This window comes from Taibaiella soli (assembly GCF_003236175.1).
Taxonomy (GTDB): Bacteria; Bacteroidota; Bacteroidia; order Chitinophagales; family Chitinophagaceae; genus QKTW01.
This window is the reverse complement of the sequence record NZ_QKTW01000006.1, coordinates 163,162-179,082: the sequence shown is the minus strand read 5'-3', so window position 1 is coordinate 179,082 and position 15,921 is coordinate 163,162. Positions and strand designations below refer to the sequence as shown.

At 42.7% G+C, this 15,921-nt stretch carries 18 protein-coding genes and 1 tRNA gene; 5 read left to right on the top strand and 14 right to left on the bottom strand.

Annotated elements, in window-relative coordinates; translation table 11 throughout:
- Nucleotides 1-35: 35 nt before the first annotated feature.
- Nucleotides 36-109: transfer RNA gene (locus tag DN068_RS04365), tRNA-Arg, on the bottom strand.
- Nucleotides 110-340: 231 nt separating this feature from the next.
- Between DN068_RS04365 and DN068_RS04360 the strand changes: the two genes are divergently transcribed.
- The gene (locus DN068_RS04360; RefSeq protein WP_110997669.1) at nucleotides 341-1,255 is read left to right on the top strand and encodes a hypothetical protein; all 915 of its coding nucleotides are present in this window, start codon (nucleotides 341-343) and stop codon (nucleotides 1,253-1,255) included.
- Between the two features lie 154 nt (nucleotides 1,256-1,409).
- Nucleotides 1,410-2,327, top strand: a complete 918-nt coding sequence (locus DN068_RS04355) for a hypothetical protein (RefSeq protein WP_110997668.1) — start codon at nucleotides 1,410-1,412, stop codon at nucleotides 2,325-2,327.
- 54 nt (nucleotides 2,328-2,381) lie between these two features.
- On the opposite strand, the gene DN068_RS04350 is transcribed toward DN068_RS04355, so the two are convergent.
- On the bottom strand, nucleotides 2,382-2,699 hold the full coding sequence (locus DN068_RS04350) for a hypothetical protein (RefSeq protein ID WP_110997667.1): 318 nt from the start codon (nucleotides 2,697-2,699) through the stop codon (nucleotides 2,382-2,384).
- 201 nt (nucleotides 2,700-2,900) lie between these two features.
- A complete protein-coding gene (locus DN068_RS04345) occupies nucleotides 2,901-3,359 on the bottom strand; it encodes an RNA polymerase sigma factor (protein WP_110997666.1) in 459 nt (152 codons plus the stop codon).
- A gap of 162 nt (nucleotides 3,360-3,521) precedes the next feature.
- Between DN068_RS04345 and DN068_RS04340 the strand changes: the two genes are divergently transcribed.
- Nucleotides 3,522-4,190, top strand: coding sequence for a sigma-70 family RNA polymerase sigma factor (locus DN068_RS04340; protein ID WP_110997665.1), 669 nt, complete (start codon nucleotides 3,522-3,524; stop codon nucleotides 4,188-4,190).
- Nucleotides 4,191-4,402: 212 nt separating this feature from the next.
- Here the strand turns inward: DN068_RS04340 and DN068_RS22225 are convergent, their stop codons facing one another.
- Both DN068_RS22225 and DN068_RS04330 read right to left on the bottom strand, forming a co-directional pair.
- Complete coding sequence (locus DN068_RS22225) at nucleotides 4,403-4,870, bottom strand: hypothetical protein (protein ID WP_207798848.1); 468 nt, start codon at nucleotides 4,868-4,870, stop codon at nucleotides 4,403-4,405.
- A gap of 83 nt (nucleotides 4,871-4,953) precedes the next feature.
- On the bottom strand, nucleotides 4,954-5,220 hold the full coding sequence (locus tag DN068_RS04330; protein ID WP_110997664.1) for a zinc ribbon domain-containing protein: 267 nt from the start codon (nucleotides 5,218-5,220) through the stop codon (nucleotides 4,954-4,956).
- Between the two features lie 414 nt (nucleotides 5,221-5,634).
- Here DN068_RS04330 and DN068_RS04325 point away from each other — a divergent pair, with 414 nt between their 5' ends.
- Nucleotides 5,635-6,792 (top strand): MFS transporter, encoded by a 1,158-nt coding sequence (locus DN068_RS04325; RefSeq protein WP_110997663.1) that lies wholly within the window; start codon nucleotides 5,635-5,637, stop codon nucleotides 6,790-6,792.
- A gap of 231 nt (nucleotides 6,793-7,023) precedes the next feature.
- Here the strand turns inward: DN068_RS04325 and DN068_RS04320 are convergent, their stop codons facing one another.
- A complete protein-coding gene (locus tag DN068_RS04320) occupies nucleotides 7,024-7,974 on the bottom strand; it encodes an OmpA family protein (protein WP_110997662.1) in 951 nt (316 codons plus the stop codon).
- A gap of 91 nt (nucleotides 7,975-8,065) precedes the next feature.
- Nucleotides 8,066-8,272 carry a hypothetical protein gene (locus DN068_RS04315; protein WP_110997661.1) on the bottom strand — a complete coding sequence of 69 codons (207 nt, stop codon included), beginning with the start codon at nucleotides 8,270-8,272 and terminating at the stop codon, nucleotides 8,066-8,068.
- A 145-nt stretch (nucleotides 8,273-8,417) separates the two neighbouring features.
- Between DN068_RS04315 and DN068_RS04310 the strand changes: the two genes are divergently transcribed.
- Complete coding sequence (locus tag DN068_RS04310) at nucleotides 8,418-8,741, top strand: hypothetical protein (protein WP_110997660.1); 324 nt, start codon at nucleotides 8,418-8,420, stop codon at nucleotides 8,739-8,741.
- 98 nt (nucleotides 8,742-8,839) lie between these two features.
- Here DN068_RS04310 and DN068_RS04305 read toward each other — a convergent pair whose 3' ends face one another.
- From DN068_RS04305 to DN068_RS04275, 7 genes are all read right to left on the bottom strand, one after another.
- A complete protein-coding gene (locus tag DN068_RS04305) occupies nucleotides 8,840-9,706 on the bottom strand; it encodes an aldose 1-epimerase family protein (RefSeq protein ID WP_110997659.1) in 867 nt (288 codons plus the stop codon).
- A gap of 168 nt (nucleotides 9,707-9,874) precedes the next feature.
- Entirely contained in the window at nucleotides 9,875-12,097 is a 2,223-nt protein-coding gene (locus DN068_RS04300; protein ID WP_110997658.1) for a M56 family metallopeptidase, read from the bottom strand.
- Nucleotides 12,098-12,147: 50 nt separating this feature from the next.
- The gene (locus tag DN068_RS04295) at nucleotides 12,148-12,546 is read right to left on the bottom strand and encodes a BlaI/MecI/CopY family transcriptional regulator (protein ID WP_110997657.1); all 399 of its coding nucleotides are present in this window, start codon (nucleotides 12,544-12,546) and stop codon (nucleotides 12,148-12,150) included.
- Between the two features lie 352 nt (nucleotides 12,547-12,898).
- A complete protein-coding gene (gene rpsT, locus DN068_RS04290) occupies nucleotides 12,899-13,153 on the bottom strand; it encodes a 30S ribosomal protein S20 (protein WP_110997656.1) in 255 nt (84 codons plus the stop codon).
- A gap of 70 nt (nucleotides 13,154-13,223) precedes the next feature.
- Nucleotides 13,224-14,348 carry a lytic transglycosylase domain-containing protein gene (locus DN068_RS04285; protein ID WP_110997655.1) on the bottom strand — a complete coding sequence of 375 codons (1,125 nt, stop codon included), beginning with the start codon at nucleotides 14,346-14,348 and terminating at the stop codon, nucleotides 13,224-13,226.
- Nucleotides 14,349-14,471: 123 nt separating this feature from the next.
- Nucleotides 14,472-14,690, bottom strand: a complete 219-nt coding sequence (locus tag DN068_RS04280; RefSeq protein ID WP_243630090.1) for a Sec-independent protein translocase subunit TatA/TatB — start codon at nucleotides 14,688-14,690, stop codon at nucleotides 14,472-14,474.
- A 133-nt stretch (nucleotides 14,691-14,823) separates the two neighbouring features.
- Nucleotides 14,824-15,918 carry an RluA family pseudouridine synthase gene (locus DN068_RS04275; protein WP_110997654.1) on the bottom strand — a complete coding sequence of 365 codons (1,095 nt, stop codon included), beginning with the start codon at nucleotides 15,916-15,918 and terminating at the stop codon, nucleotides 14,824-14,826.
- Nucleotides 15,919-15,921 lie beyond the last annotated feature (3 nt).

Sequence of the window (15,921 nt, the reverse complement as noted above, 5' to 3'; positions counted from 1 at the left end):
AAAGTCTTGAAGATTAGTTCAAGACTTTTTCGTTGTGACCGCGTCAGGATTCAAACCTGAAACCTTCTCATCCGTAGTGAGATGCTCTATTCAGTTGAGCTACGCAGCCGTTCCGTTTGTATCGGACTGCAAAGATAGTTAAGGTTCCTGATTTTGCAAATTTCTGGCACAATATCTTTTTTATAATCTGTTGGGATAAAGCCTGTTTACGGTAAGAGGACAAAAAATTGCGAGGCGAAGGCATCATATTTATGCCGAAATTAGCAATTAGAATACCGAAGTTTTTACCGTTTTCATTTGCATAGTTTATTCTGTCAACGATCATCTAAAAAGATCTGTTATGAAAAGTGGGAATTGGACTTTCAATGTAAAAGCCCTGGGGCTTATAGTAGCGTTGGTTGTGGCCGCAGCTGATATTACACACGCGCAGCTTTCCGATGCCGGCGGATCAAAAAGTATTCATTCGCTTAAGGAGAAAAAAGAGAAACCCACACCGCCGTGGTTTGTCCAAAGATTTACTTTGTCGGCAGGTTTATTTATGCCAATCAATAATACCAGCATCAAAGTAGGTACTACCGATGGCTCTATCGGTACCAATATTGATCTGGAAGACGATCTCGGTTTTAAATCGTCTACACAATCTTTTTATGCAGACCTGCAGTGGCGCGCTTCACGGAGATCGCGGTTTGATATTACTTACTATTCTTTACATCGCAGCGCCGATAAAACTTTGCAAAAAGAAATCGATTTCAAAGACAATGTTTATCCGATCAGCGCTTCGGTAAACGCTCATTTCAATACAGACATCGTACGTTTTTCTTACGGTTATGCAATTATCACTAATCCTAAATACGAGGTAGGTCTTTTGATCGGTGCGCATATCATGAAAACAGGTGTAGGTATTTCCGCCAACACAGGAGCTGGCAGTGCCAGTTACAGCGATGAATTTAATTTTACCGCGCCATTGCCGGATCTCGGTGTCTGGGGCGGCTATGCTTTTGCAAAAAACTGGTCGATCAATGCGGAGTTTGGCTGGCTCTCTCTTTCTGTTGATAATATCTACGGCAGAATTCTCGGCGGCACGTTGGGTATAAATTACAGCCCGGTAAAAAATCTTCGGCTTTGTCTCGCGTATACAGGTCTCAACATAAAAGCTGATGTAGAACGGGACAACTGGAAAGGTGATTTGAAATGGAATTATAATGGTCCAGTGCTGACTGTAGGCTATTCTTTTGGCAATTATTCCTGGAAATAGAGTAATCTTTTTGGTTCCCCCTTTTGCATCAATAAAATTTATTTGCCGCCATTATAGGTATTGTTAGTGGTGTGTTAATCGCTCGTCTGTTGTTGTTGCGAAAAATGGCATGGTAATTGATCTTCTGTTGGTTATGAATATTTGTCGAAAATACATGACCATTAGGATATTTAAAAAGCTGTTTCTTTTACTCTTGATTGCAAGCCAGTTTTATACCGCAGAAGCTCAGGTAATAATCGAAAACCGTGAAAATGAAACAGCGTTTACAGACACTGCTAAAGCAAAGAAGTCCGCTCCCTGGTTTGTAAAAAGATTTACAGTTTCAGCTGGTTTATTTGCGTTATTCAGTAACACGAATATGTCTGCCAGTTATCTCGACGGGACATCTGGAACGGACATAAATTTTGAGAAAGACCTGGGTTTTGCTACCATGACAAAATCTTTTTATGGCGAGGCGCAATGGAGAGCATCGAGGAGATCTCGTTTTACACTCGCGTATCATTCCTTCTATCGTACAGCAGATAAAATGTTGACCAAAGAAGTAGTATTTAAAAATCGTACTTATCCGTTAGAGGCCCCAACGCATGCCTATTTTAATGCCGATGTCTTTCACCTTTCCTATGGTTACGCAATCATTTCTAATTCCAGATATGAAATGGGGCTGCTGGCCGGTGTGCATATATTGAAGCTTCGGGTGGGACTCGCAGTTGATGCCACGGTAAAAGTGAACAATGCTTTGGCTACTGCGCATTTTGCGGACCATTTTAATTTTACAACGCCTTTACCTGATTTAGGTATCTGGGGCGGACTTTCAATCTCACGGAACTGGGCGCTCAACGGGGCGGTTTCTTATTTTTCCCTGACGGTGAATAATGTTTATGGAAGTGTCTTCAATGGCTTGCTCGGTTTAACTTATACTCCGTTGCAAAATCTTAATGTCAACGTCGCTTACAATGGTTTTGTAGTAAAATCAAATATAGAAAGGGATGACTGGAAAGGGAATTATAGAGGAGGGTACCAGGGCCCAATGCTGACTGTTTCGTATTCATTCGGCAACAATCCCTGGAAATAAAAAACGCCCGCAAGCATTTTAGTGCAGCGGGCGTTTTCATTTACTGTTATTTTATCAGGTAGCAGGAACTGCTTTCTTTTTCGGCAGTACCAGCGTCTTTACTATCAGATGTGCGGTGATGGATAAGATCAGCGTAACCACAAGGATCATTATTTTTTTTACCGGTGTGTCAAAATAATCGAGCAACACAGATTGGCCGTCGCCTGAATAAAGGGTGGTAAGACCAAAAACAATAATGCCGGTGAGCCACAACGTGAGGTGCGAATAAAAATATCGCGAGCGCTGAAATCCTTTTTGAGGAAATGAAGTGAACAGCAAAATCACATGCGCGATAAACAGGCCAAGGGCCAGAATAGACAAAAGAAAAAACATAGTGGTTAGATTTCGTGAGTAGCGTAAAAATAATACGGCGATGTGAGAATTCGATGCAGGGTAACGGGCAATGGAATAAAAACAACCATTCTGTCTACGAAATCTGAAATATCAAAAGTATACGGCAGTTAGAACAAGCCGGCGGCTTATCGGATTTTTACCTGGCAGCTGCCAGATTGTTCCTGGTGCGGCTGGCAATAACTATTTTCTCAGAATCTTTATGGAATGATACAATGATTGGGCAACTGTTTCTTCCGTAAGTCCCAATTCATAGGCAACTTCCCGGCGGGAGCGGCCTTGCAGATAAATGCGCATAAAAATTACCTGGTCGCGTTCGGCAGCATTTTGTAGAAATTCAAATCTTCTGGCGCTTATTGCATCTTCTTCCTTGAGTCCCGGAGCCGTTAATATAAAATGACGGGCTTTTTGCTGCAGCCAACAGTAAACACTGTTTAACTGCCCAACCTCTTTCGATAGCATCGATGGAAGGGATGTGAAAAGATTTACCAGGATCTGCTGCGCTTCATATTCATCTGAAATGAATTTTAAAATATAGCCATATAGCATTGCTGAGTAATTCTTATAAAGCAATGCGATAGCATCTTTATAATTACCCTGAAGCAGATAATGTTCGATCTGATCTCTTGTAACGATAGTCATAGTAAGCAGGTATTCAGCTTTTTATCTGGCAAACTCCCCGTTTTAGCCTGAAAGAAAATAGCTGGACTCTATTGAATAGATACAGAACCGGGAAAAAGGTTACAAAAAAAATAGGCGATTTTTTGTAACGTTTTTTACTTTTCAGTTATCTAATACTTACACATGAGCCAAATCTCGTTGCGTACCGACCAGATGTCGGACATTGAGTTGATTGAGGAAATACAGAAAGGTTCGCCCAGATTGTTTGAAGTGATCATCAGACGCTATAATCCGCGTTTGTTTAAAATCGGTATGGCTATCCTGGGTCAGGAGATGGACGTAGAAGATGCCATGCAGAGCACCTTTATAAAGGTGTACGAAAATCTGGGAAAATTTGAACGCAGATCTATGTTCAGTACATGGATAGTGCGGATACATATCAATGAGTGTTTGGCCTGGAAAAAGAAGTTTCAGGGACATACAATTAATAAGGAGGAACACGAAATGGAAATCAGAGATAATGTGCCGGTGCCCGATGATCATTTATTAAACAAAGAATTGGGCAAGGCATTGGAACATGCTTTGAGTGAGCTGCCGGAAAAATACCGCCTGGTGTTTGTACTTCGCGAAATGGAAGACCTTTCCGTGAAGGAAGCGGCTGCTGCTATTGGTATTGGACGTATCAACGTGAAAGTACGTCTGAACCGTGCCAAAAGCATGCTCAAAGATAAGATCAGTGCTTACTACAAAACAGATGCGATCTATCCGTTCCATCTCATTCGCTGCGATCGCATCGTGAAAGGCGTGTTTCAGAAACTCAATATTCAATTGACGGTTGATAACGGTGTATAACTACACATCAAGATGACAGAAGTCAATCGTCAACTGTTCATTGTCCATTTAAAATGGTGGTATTATAATAAAGCCAGAGATCTCAATCCCGGGCAAAAGAAAAAGGAATAAATCACAGTGTGGTCTATTCCTTTTTTGTGTTTTATGAACGGGTCAACTGTCTATTGTTGAAAGTCAGTTAAATCAGATATCAGCGATCGGAACATCAGGCATTAGTAGTCTTCATTTTCCCGTTCGTCTTCGCGGTCTCCGCCTAAACTGTAGTAATTATTTTCTTCATCTTCTTCACCGATGAGTTCATCTGCATCATCCGCTTCGCTGCCAGGTACATCCATATCAACTCCGGATAATTCATCGCCGAAACCTTCCTCATTCAGAGGGTCTCCATCATCATCTTCATCATCGAGTGAGGCGTCGATCAGATTTTTATCATCGCCGTAGGCCATGCCTTGATCTGCACGATCCAGCATGCGCAGGTCATCATCAGTAACATCTGCATCGGTACCCATCACGATGTCGGTATCCGGATCTTCCTCTGTGTTATCTGTTGGCTCGCGGCGCGGTTGTTTATTTTCAAGACGGCCGTTATTATTGTTTGGCTGCGTAAGATCATCCTTGGAAGGATAATGCGGATAGCCCGGATATTTTTTGTCGTCGTTTTTTTTGTTTTCGGTAGCCATAGTCCTACGTTTTTTATTAATATAAAACTATGAAAACTTCATGCCGTCAAAAAATATATATTAACGATAATCCTGTTAAGAAATTATGATTGTTTCCAGCGTTCCAGTTTCGGAATACCTTTTGTCAGCAGTTTGGCCATAAAGCCGGGAATGCCGTATTGTTCCAGTTTTTTTGCAGCATATGCCTGCATATCTTCCGCGGTCCAGTCTGGTTGCACAAATTTGCCATCTTTATAACAATAGCTGCAATACATAGTGCTTTTAGACCCATCGGCATTGGTGCCGCCGCCATTGGGATCCTTATCAAATGGAATGCCGCAGCTCTGACAACTTTTATTCTCTTTCGCCATCCGGCAAAATTACGCTAAAACCTTAAAGCAGAAAGCCAAAAGCTTAAAGCCCGGACTGCTGCCCCGCTAGGTTTTAAATATCAACCGGAAGACTAGCTCAACAAGTACGTACTTGCTGTCTAAATAGTACGTACTTGTTGAGCAAATAGTACGTACTATTTGGGGAAATAGTACGTACTATTTTAGGAAGGATTTAAGGCGATTCTAAGCGCTTGATTTGTTTGATTTATTGATTGCGGATTTTATATTATAAGTCCGGAAGCTCAACATTTAAAACGTACACTAAAATGGAGCGCCTAAAACATAGAACTTACAACTTAGGACTTATAACTTACAACTTACAACTCAACCAACTATACCCCTATACAACTTTACAAATGCGCATCGCTGCAAATTGACATAGTTTTGCGAACCATGTCGTTAAAAAAATCGGATGTCGCTATAATGGCGCTCTGCACGGGATTGATTGTAGCTAATATTTATTATTGCCAACCGTTGATCATCCTGATCGCAAAACACTTTAATATTGAGGAAAGCGTTGCCGGACGGATTACATACATCACACAAGCCGGCTATGCGGCTGGTTTACTTTTTTTGGTGCCACTCGGCGATCGTCTGGAACGTAAAAAACAAATTCTCGGAACAACGGTTCTGGCTATTCTTTCGCTGATCATTGCAGCGAAGGCGCCTACATTTCTGGTCTTAGAAATTGCCTGTTTTCTCATTGGCTTCAGTTCGGTAGTTCCTCAGCTTATTCTTCCGCTTGCGGCCCATCTGGCCAATCCTGCCCAACGAGGCAAGACAATCGGCACGATCATGAGCGGCCTGTTACTGGGGATTTTGCTTTCGCGAACGATCAGTGGTTTTATTGGAAAGCTCTACGGCTGGACGTCCATGTTTTGGATTGCAGCGGTGCTCTGCGTCGGTTTGTTTGTGCTCATGTTGCTTCGTTTTCCGAAGAATGAACCAAAATTCTCTGGTAGCTACGCTGAATTGATGCGGTCTTTACTCACGCTGATCAAAGAGCAACCCGTTTTGCGTGAAGCATCGGCGATCAATGCTTTATCGTTTGCTACTTTTGGCGCGTTCTGGACTACTATGGTTTTATTGCTGGGCGGTGAACCTTTTCATTTTGACAGCGGAACAATCGGTTTGTTTGGTTTAGCTGGGGCCGCAGGTGCGCTCGCTGCGCCGATCATCGGTAGAATGGGGGATAAAAGAAGTCCGCGGGTAGCAATTGGTTTTGGGCTCATCGTGCTATTTATAAGTTTCTTCGTACTCTATTTCGGTGGAAGCTCTGTGGTGGGAATTATTCTGGGCATTATACTGCTGGATTTCGGATTGCAGGGTGTACACGTTTCCAACCAGACACGTGTTTATGCATTGATTCCGGAAGCGCGCAACCGGCTCAATACGGTATTTATGACGATCAGTTTTATCGGTACCGCTTGTGGATCGGCCTTCGGTCTTTGGTTATGGAAAACAGGTGGCTGGCCGGCAGTTTGTATCGGCTGCGCTGCATTGGCCGGAGGGGGAATTGCGATTTACTCCCTTACTTATAAGAAGAAATAGTTGACAGTTGACAATGGACAGTTGACAGTGTCCGTGTTGTCGCATGATTATGGTTTATTGGTTTACTTATTGAGTGCCATAGTAATTCTTCAGATGAACGTAATGCGTCGCAACGATGCTTAACCGGAGATTCGAAACTCTGGTTTAAAAGTCTTGTTATTTAAGAATGAGTATTTGTGATCGACACGAGTAACTGTCAATTGTCAACTGTTCATTGTCAACTGAATTAAGTTATTTAGAAAGAATCCGGATCTCTACTCTGCGATTTAACTGTGCTTCTTCCTCAGTGTGTTCTTCCTGTATTACTGGGCGCGTGCGGCCAAATCCGATAAAATCGAGACGGTCCGGATCAACGCCGCGGCGGAGCAGATAGCCATAAACGTATCGGGCGCGGTTGACGGACAGATTGTAGCTCTGGGTATCTTCATCATAAGCATCGGTATACCAGTATACGCAGCAGACGTGGCCTTCAATACGGATTCTGAGAGAAGGGTGCGCGGTCAGTACATCATATAACTGGTCCATCTGCATTTGTGAACCTTCAGTTGCATAATGTCGTCCGGCAGGAAAATAAATTTTATTCAGCACCACTGTTTCATCTACTTTCAACTGGGTAATTTCTTCCAGGTTGGTCACAGTAATTGCAGGCGGAAATACTTTCTTCTTGAAAACCGGCTGTTTTATCTGCTGATTAATACTGGCCGCAGCCGGCGCTTCTTCCTGTTTTTTGACAGGCGGCGTCAGTTTTGCTTTTCTTTTTAATTCGGCGTGCGTAAGTACAATATCCACTTTACGGTCGGGCGCATAGCCCTGCAGGTCTTTCATGCCTTTCCGTTCAATTTTTCCGTTGCCTACAACCAGGTGGATATTGTCGGCTTTGAAGCCCATTGTGTAGAGATAATCCTGAATTGCAATTGCTCTTTTTTGCGACAGCGTGTCGTTGTAAATGTTTGTTCCTACGTAGTCGGCATAGCCGATGATCTTTACATCTTTATCGGGGGTGAGTACTTCATTATATAATAGTGAGTCAAGGTAGCTTTGCGTTGCATCGTTTACAATACTTTTATTAAAAGCAAAATAAACGGCAATAGTGTCTCCTTTCTGTTGGGAGAATGCATTGAATGCCGCGGTCAATAATAAACCCGGCATTATGCAACGCAAAAACAGCAATATTTTTTTCATTCCGGAAGATTTACTGATAGTGAAAAGCAAATCAGAAATGGTAATCTTTTCCTTAGAAATATCTTGAAGCCGCCTTGTTTGTCCGTATGTTTTAGAAGTACTTGCTGAAATCTATTTTATGCTGGTCGTTTTCCAGAAACATAGGGCGTTCGTTCACGACAATCTGTGTGATCAGATCTTTGTGAATTTTTGTTTTACTCTGTAAATAAAAAATGATCTCGTCGTCTGTGGACAATTTTGCGTTCGAAAGTACGTTGATAATAATCTGTTGTTTGTTCTCGGGAACTGCAGTGTTCATGTGATACCATTTATTGTTAAGTTAAATAAAAAAGTCTAATGTTTTATCGGGCTTGTGTAAAAAAATTAGACAGGTCAAACAATTTACGTCAAAATGTTTTGCCGGCACAAAGATGCAGTAACTTTGTGAAAGCAAACAACATCGAATGTTTATAAAAAACCAGATTTTTAAGGACGAAGAAACACTTTTGGAATTATTGTTTGATTTTGGTCTAGGTGACATGTCACCATTGATCAACGAAATGTATGCGAATATAGACAGAGATCTTGAACAAAATGAAGCCTATAAAACGTATCGTGATAGTTTGACGGATGAGGACGACAAAGAAGAGTTATACACTGAAGAACGAGATATGCGACTGGCAGAGCAGTTGATGGAAATGTTCACTTCTTTCCAGGTTCACTCCCGTAAACTCTATGGTCTGAAAAATGACGAAAAAATATTGTTGTTTGAAATTGACCTTGTTTAAGTCAAATTCAAAAGTCAAAATTCAAAATGTACGGATCTATAATTTGTGTTGTTAGACTCAGGGGACGAAACTTAGGTTTTGACTTTTTACTTTTGAATTTAGAAGAGCAGCAGCTCCCATTCGTGCAGCCAGCTTGCGCCGGCATCCAATGAAATAATTCCTTCTTTTTCTGTGAGCTGTTGGTTGTGAAATTGCGAATCGGCGATGCCACACCAGGGTTCAATGCAAACGAACGGTGCATTCGGTGCCGCCCAGATGCCGAGGAAAGGAAAGCCTTCAATCCGGATGGTGAGACCCCGATGGCCGGAATCAGAACAAAGCGAAACTGTTTTTGAAGACAAATGTTTCAGCACAATTGCATCTTTGGCGAAAAGCTCGTTCGATAGTTTAAAAGATTTCTGGTGATCGAGAAATGGGGCAGAAACAGAAATCAGTCCGTCGTTAATGAGCCAGCGAGGTGCGGTTTCTTCTTCGCTAAATTCTATTTTATACTCACCATAATCGCGCCCTTTTTCCAGCGGTACCGCAAAAGCGGGATGTCCACCGATTGAGAAATACATAATTTCGGTTCCTGTGTTGATTACTTCATAACCTGTGTATAATTGATCGCCTTCAATTTTGTAATGAATGCACAGTTCGAAATCGAAAGGGTAATTGCGTCGCGTTTCTTCGTTACTTTTTAAAGAAAAGCGAACACTTGTTTCTGTTACCAGTGAAGTTTCAAACATCATTTCTCTGGCAAAACCATGACGGGATAATGAATATGCCTTGTCTTTATAATAATAGGTATTGTCCTTCAGCTGCCCGACAACCGGAAAAAGAATAGGAGAGAACTTGGCCCAATGTGTGGGATCGCCGTTCCACATATATTCCTGCTTATATTCTTTGTGATAAATACTTTGCAATTCGGCGCCACGCGGGTGAATTTTCACTTTCAGCTTTTCATTTTCCAGAACAATATCCATGGTTTATTATTTGCGATTTGAAATTTGAGATTTGCACGGCGTCAAAGTCGTATCTGCAAGATAAAAAAAGCCTTGCTCGTGGCAAGGCTATTTCTTATTGCATTTTAGGTTTTACCTTTTGGGTATTGGTCAATATCTCCTTTACCACATTGTTCGGCACTCAGGAAACTAATCATTGTTTGTTACAGAGATGCTCAAATTGCTTTTATTTCCTTTGATCTTGATTTCATCGCCGTTGAGATATTCACGGTATTGATTGTATATCGACTGTGGCTGTTCTTCGCCGTTGATGTAGAGATGACCATCTTTCTTTTCAATCTTGTATTTGTCGTTGCGGTCAATCAGTTTTTGACTTTCCATATCGCTCAGCATACGATTGAAGTTAGTGTGGTTTTTCTTAGCGTCTTCAGCACTTGCCTGGTATTGGATGCGGGCTTGCGCAGAAGCCTGCTGTTGCTGTTCGCGCGATTCCTGCATAGCTCTCCGGCTCTCTTCCATTGCCTGGTTTTGGATACGGGTTTGTGCAGAAGCCTGCCGTTGCTGTTCGCGTGATTCCTGCATGACTCTCCGGCTTTCTTCCATGGAGCGGCGCATTTCATCATTGCTGGTGCGCATAGCGTCGTTCACGGCCTGTCTGCTTTCTTGCATGGCACGGCGAACTTCTTCATTGCTGGTACGCATGGCTTCTTCTACAGCCCGTTTGCTTTCCCGGATGCTGGCGCGTATTTGCGCTTTTACTTTGGGATCATTTATTTCCCGCTGCGCATCCTTCATGCCTTTATCGATATTTTTCTGAATCTCTTTCCAGTCTACACTCGTCATTGCATTGTTTACGGTTGCATTGATGGTGTCCCAATTTACCTGCTGAAGCGAATTATTGACGATCGTCATGACGTTAAAATCAGAATCGTTATCGCCGTCTTCTTCAATTACAGCATGCATTGGCGGCATAGGAGCCATTGGTACCATTGGGGCGGCAACCGGTGCCGGAATCGCTGAACCGTAAGGTGCTATTGGAGGTAAAGGCGCTGTGGCGCAAGCTGGTGCGGGTACAGGGGCCGGCGGAGCGAGCGGAGCCCGTGACGCAAGTGGCGGCGTCGGTGCAATCGGGTGTGTTGCAGCAATAATACGTGTATCGTTGCCATCATCAGTCAGTACCAACTGGCGGTTTTTCGGACCGAAATAAAGATTCATGCCTTTGTCCGAATATTCTTTGGCCATTTTTACTTTTTCAGCCGCAGGCCATTCTTCCAGTGTGTTGTAAACTTTTTCATTGCCCTTGGCGTCTTTCACGCGCAGACGTTCATCGGAAATCCAGACGGTTGTTTTGTCTTTATCCTTGTCTTTGGTGTTTTTCAGATTTTGGGCGAAAGAAGGAGTGAATAAAAGTGCGATTAATCCGAGACCACAAATGATAAGTACTAAGCTGGCGGCTTTACTGTTACTGAATGGTTGTTTTTCCATTTCCATGATCCTTTTGATACGTTGAAATAAATATTGCTTTTTGCCAGAAGCAGCTAATGCAAGATCCGGAGCCTGCACGCGCTGTTTTTCAAGAGCCGCCAAAGCAGTGGCGTAGGTGAAAGGGTTTTCTGTACAGGAGATAACAAGATCGTCGCAGCAATGTTCCCGTTCACGGCGTATCTGCGAAGAGATATGCCATACGAAAGGATTAAAGAACAATACTGTTTCAATTATATTCTGGAGCATATTAACCAGGTAGTCCTGGCGTTTGATATGCGCGAGTTCGTGTAATAAAATGGCTTCGAGCTGATCTTCGCTGAGTTGGTTCAAAACAGCTACGGGCAATATGATCAGCGGTTTTATAAAGCCCATGACAATAGGTACTGTAATACTGCGACTGATGCGTAGCCATACTTCTGAGTCAATACCCATGCGCTGTTTCAGCATTTCCAGTGTCTGGTACCATTTATCATCCGGCACTTCATTAAAACGTTTGGTGCGAAATGTATCGGTAATGCTCCGCACAAGTCTCACCGTCATGATGAGCAGTCCGAGAAAGTATAGTGCTACCAGCCAGGAAAACGTAGGTTCCAGCGTTGGCATCAGCGGACGCAATAAATGTTCGGTATAGGTTTCGCTGCTAGCATTGCTGATTACATAGGTTTTCACCACATTCTGGCCTGTTTTTTCGGTCACCACAACTGGTGAGGTATTGAGCCGTTGCCATTGTATGATGCCTGTTGTGATTACCCAGCCAAACAGAAAGAAAAAGCTGGCAACACTCAGGTGATATTTAATCCGTGACGATAACCGCGGCGCCAGTTTAAATATAATACCGAGACTTGCAGCTACTAATGCGCCCTGCCATAGCGAGTGGACGATTGTCCAGCCAAGTGAGTGAATAAAAATTGATGCTCCTGGTAGCATAAAATTTTGTTTTTCGGTGGTGAATGAATTTCAAGTGAAGGGATAAAAAATTATGATGCTTTTTTTGTTTTCTGTTCTTGCTCGATGCGGTCCAGGTACTCACGAATCTGCGACAGTTCATCCTCATCGGCTTTATAATTGCCCAGCGCCTGCATGACCAGTTGCGCTGCAGATCCTTTAAACATGGTATCTACCATGCGTTGGATCATTTGTCCTTGTGTTTGTGCGCGGGTCACTAACGCTTCATAAGTATGCGTTTTGCTGCTGGCGTCTCTCTTTAATAAGCCCTTTTCAAACATGATCTGCATTAGCTTCAGCGTAGTGGTGTAACCGCTTTCTTTATTTTGTTCCAAAGTCTCGTGCACCTGCCTTACGGTTGATGCGCCTTTTTCCCAAAGTATATTCAGAATCTCCAGTTCCGCTTCTGTTGGTTTAGTGTTCTTGTTCATGATCTACGAATGTTTTCGTAATCAAATCTACGAATCTTTTCGTAAATGCAAACAGGTCAGTTTGTTTTTAGATTTTTTTAACAAAAGCTGAAAGCCTAAAGCTGGAGGAGGTCGCTTAAAGCGGTGCTAAAGGAGTTTCTCGCGGAGATATACCTAAGAGGCATAGGAGGCAAATGACACGAAGAATGTTCTCTCGTGGGGGGAATGCGTGGTATCCTGGACTTGGAAACGCATATGGTACTCGCAATGAGATTCCCCTCCTTCGGAGCGGCTAGGTGAGATCAAATAGAAAAACCTGGTCTTTTGGACCAGGTTTTAAAAAGAAATAAGTATAAATTAAAGCATAATTAGATTATGCTAAAACGTTCATTTTTTTTGCGATACCTGATTTCAGGTTGCTGGCTTTATTCTTGTGAATAACGTTACGCTTAGCCAGTTTATCGATCATAGAGATGACTTTAGGTAATTCCTGTTGTGCTGCAGCTTTATCAGTAATTGCTAACAATTTACGAATGGCATTACGAGTCGTTTTACCGTAGTAGCGATTGCGATCACGGCGTTTTTCACTTTGACGTACGTCCTTCTTGGTTGCTTTATGATTTGCCATTTAACTTTTTTTCTTTTTGGGAATGCAAAGGTAAGATAAATAAAACTTAATGCAAAATATTTTTTCGAGACTAAAATACCGGGATTTCCAGAATCTTTTTCGAACGAGCGATCAGGTATGATTTCTTTTCGAGGAATTTATCCAGTTTATCCTTAGGTATCCGGAGTGAATAGGATTTATCAGCAGTACCGCCAGATAAAAACGCATCATAGTCAGGATTCCATTTTGCCAATAATTTTTTGTCGATCATCAGTTCCTGCGCCATGAAATCAAGGCTCAGCGGATCTGATACTCGAACGATTGCCATAGCTGCCAGCTCTTCCTGAGTAAAAGCAGGTTTTGCCGGAGCGGTTGGCGTCGCCTCTTTAGCAACATCATTCGGAGTCTCCGAAAAATTGAAGCTCGTCGGCAGACTGTTCAGACCGATGAACTGACTGAGGTGTTCGAAAATGGAAGCAGTAGCAATAAATGCCAGTACGTGACCTTGTGTTTCGCGTGGCAGGTATTGTTTAATGTCCCAGAAATTGCGGCTGCCGGTTTTATCGATTGCACGCTGTACCGGAGTTGGACCACTATTGTAAGCTGCAACTACGAGCAACCAGTCATTTAGCTGACCATACAGTTGTCCGAGATATTTTGCAGCAGCAGTAGTAGACTTGTACCAGTCTTTACGGTCGTCACGACGGCCATTTACCGTAAGACCGAGGATGCGAGCGGTAGAGCTCATCAATTGCCAGGGACCTACAGCTCCTGCCGGAGAAACCGCATTATTATTCAACGCAGATTCAATTACTGCGAGGTATTTGAGTTCTTTAGGAATATTGTTCTGCGTCAACACATTTTCCATCAATGAAAAATGGTCGTTGCTACGGTTTTGAACAACAGAAAGGGTTTTATTATGCGAATTCATGTACTGGAGTACAAAAGTATTCACATAATCATTCATGGAACCGAAATAGGATTTCGACCCGGCCAGCGGTACTGGCTTTACGCACACAGCATTGTTATCCTGTTGTTTGAATATTGCTGGTGTGGTCGGAATAATCGGCGCCGTAGTCGGTTTGCAATTATTTTGAGCCTCCTTAATACTGTCGGCTGCAGTTACAACCGGCGCTTTAAGGCTTTTTTGTGCCTGAACCATTACTGGAGCAGACAAGGTTAAAAATGATGCGAACAAAAGACCTTTGATTTGCATGTTTTATCGTTTTTTTAGAGCGGTGAAACCATGCAACCCTACGGGAAGCTTAGATAAAATAAAAAAATAAAATCTTCCGGGAGATAACCCCGGAAGGGTAAAACTATTATGAAAAGAAAAAGCTTATTGAGCTTTTTCTTTGTCTTTCATACCAGCTTCGATTTCTTGTTTAACACCATCTTTGGCATCGTTAAACTCACGAATTCCTTTACCTAATCCACGAGCCAGTTCTGGTATTTTCTTGCCACCAAAAAGGATGATGATAGCCAGAATAACCCACAGCCATTCGCCGCCGCTTGGCATAGAGAACAAAAACTGTGGATGAATGGTTAATAAAGCCATTGTATTAAATTTAATGAAATAAAAACTAAAGCAAAGATAGCACTAAATACCCATTCTTCCCGCTTTTGGGGGTATTTAACATATAAATTAACGTTTAATAACGAATGATTTATATAAATAGTACTAGTTTAAATTATTGATTGTCAAGTTTTTCCTTGAGTTGCCGTGTCATGCCTTTTGTATAAGTTCGCCATTTTTCTATCACTTCGGTCATCTCTTCCGGCAATTCAGAGCTAAACTGTATCCATTCGTTCTTCACAGGATGCATAAAGCCCAGTTCCTTAGCGTGTAAGGCATGTCTTGGTAAAACTTTAAAGCAGTTTTCTACGAACTGTTTGTACTTATTGAAGACTGTTCCTTTCACGATGTGGTCACCGCCATAAGTGGCGTCATTAAACAACGGATGTCCGATCGATTTCATGTGTATTCGAATCTGATGCGTACGGCCGGTTTCCAGTCGAAGCTCAACTAGTGTAACATAGTTGAAACGTTCCAGCACCTTGTAATGTGTGATGGCATCTTTGCCGTGATCGCCATCGGGGAAAGTATCCATGATTTTGCGGAAACGCAGGTTGCGACCGACATTCACGTGAATTGTTCCTTCATCTTCCGGCAAATCACCCCATACCAGTGCTATATAACGGCGGTGTACCGTATGTTTCTTAAACTGTGCGGCCAGATGAGTCATTGCCTCTGGTGTTTTTGCAATCAATAAGAGTCCACTGGTGTCCTTATCAATACGGTGCACTAAACCTACGCGTGGTAAGCCTTCTGGCTCCACAGTGTCATGTTGCAGATAAAAAGCAAGACCATTTACCAGCGTACCGGTATAGTTGCCACAGCCCGGGTGTACCACAATTCCGTCCGGTTTATTGATAACCATGAGTGCATCGTCTTCGTAGACAATGTTCAATGGCATTTCTTCCGGAATGATTTCTTCGGTTTCGGATTTGCGGGTTTCTATGATGATGATCTCATCATTCGGACGCACTTTGTAATTGGCTTTAGTTTCCTTGCCATTTACTGTAATGAAGCCACCATCCAGCATTTGCTGCACCTTGTTACGGGTAGCGCCTTCCATGTGGTTCATCAAAAATTTATCGATACGGATCGGTTCCTGTTTCTTTCCGATTTGAATACGCATCCGCTCCGTGGGGGCGGTGCCTTCCTCGTCGGTTTCCTCTTCCGGATCTCCCCAATCTTCTTCCAGTTCGTTTAACTCAATCATGGC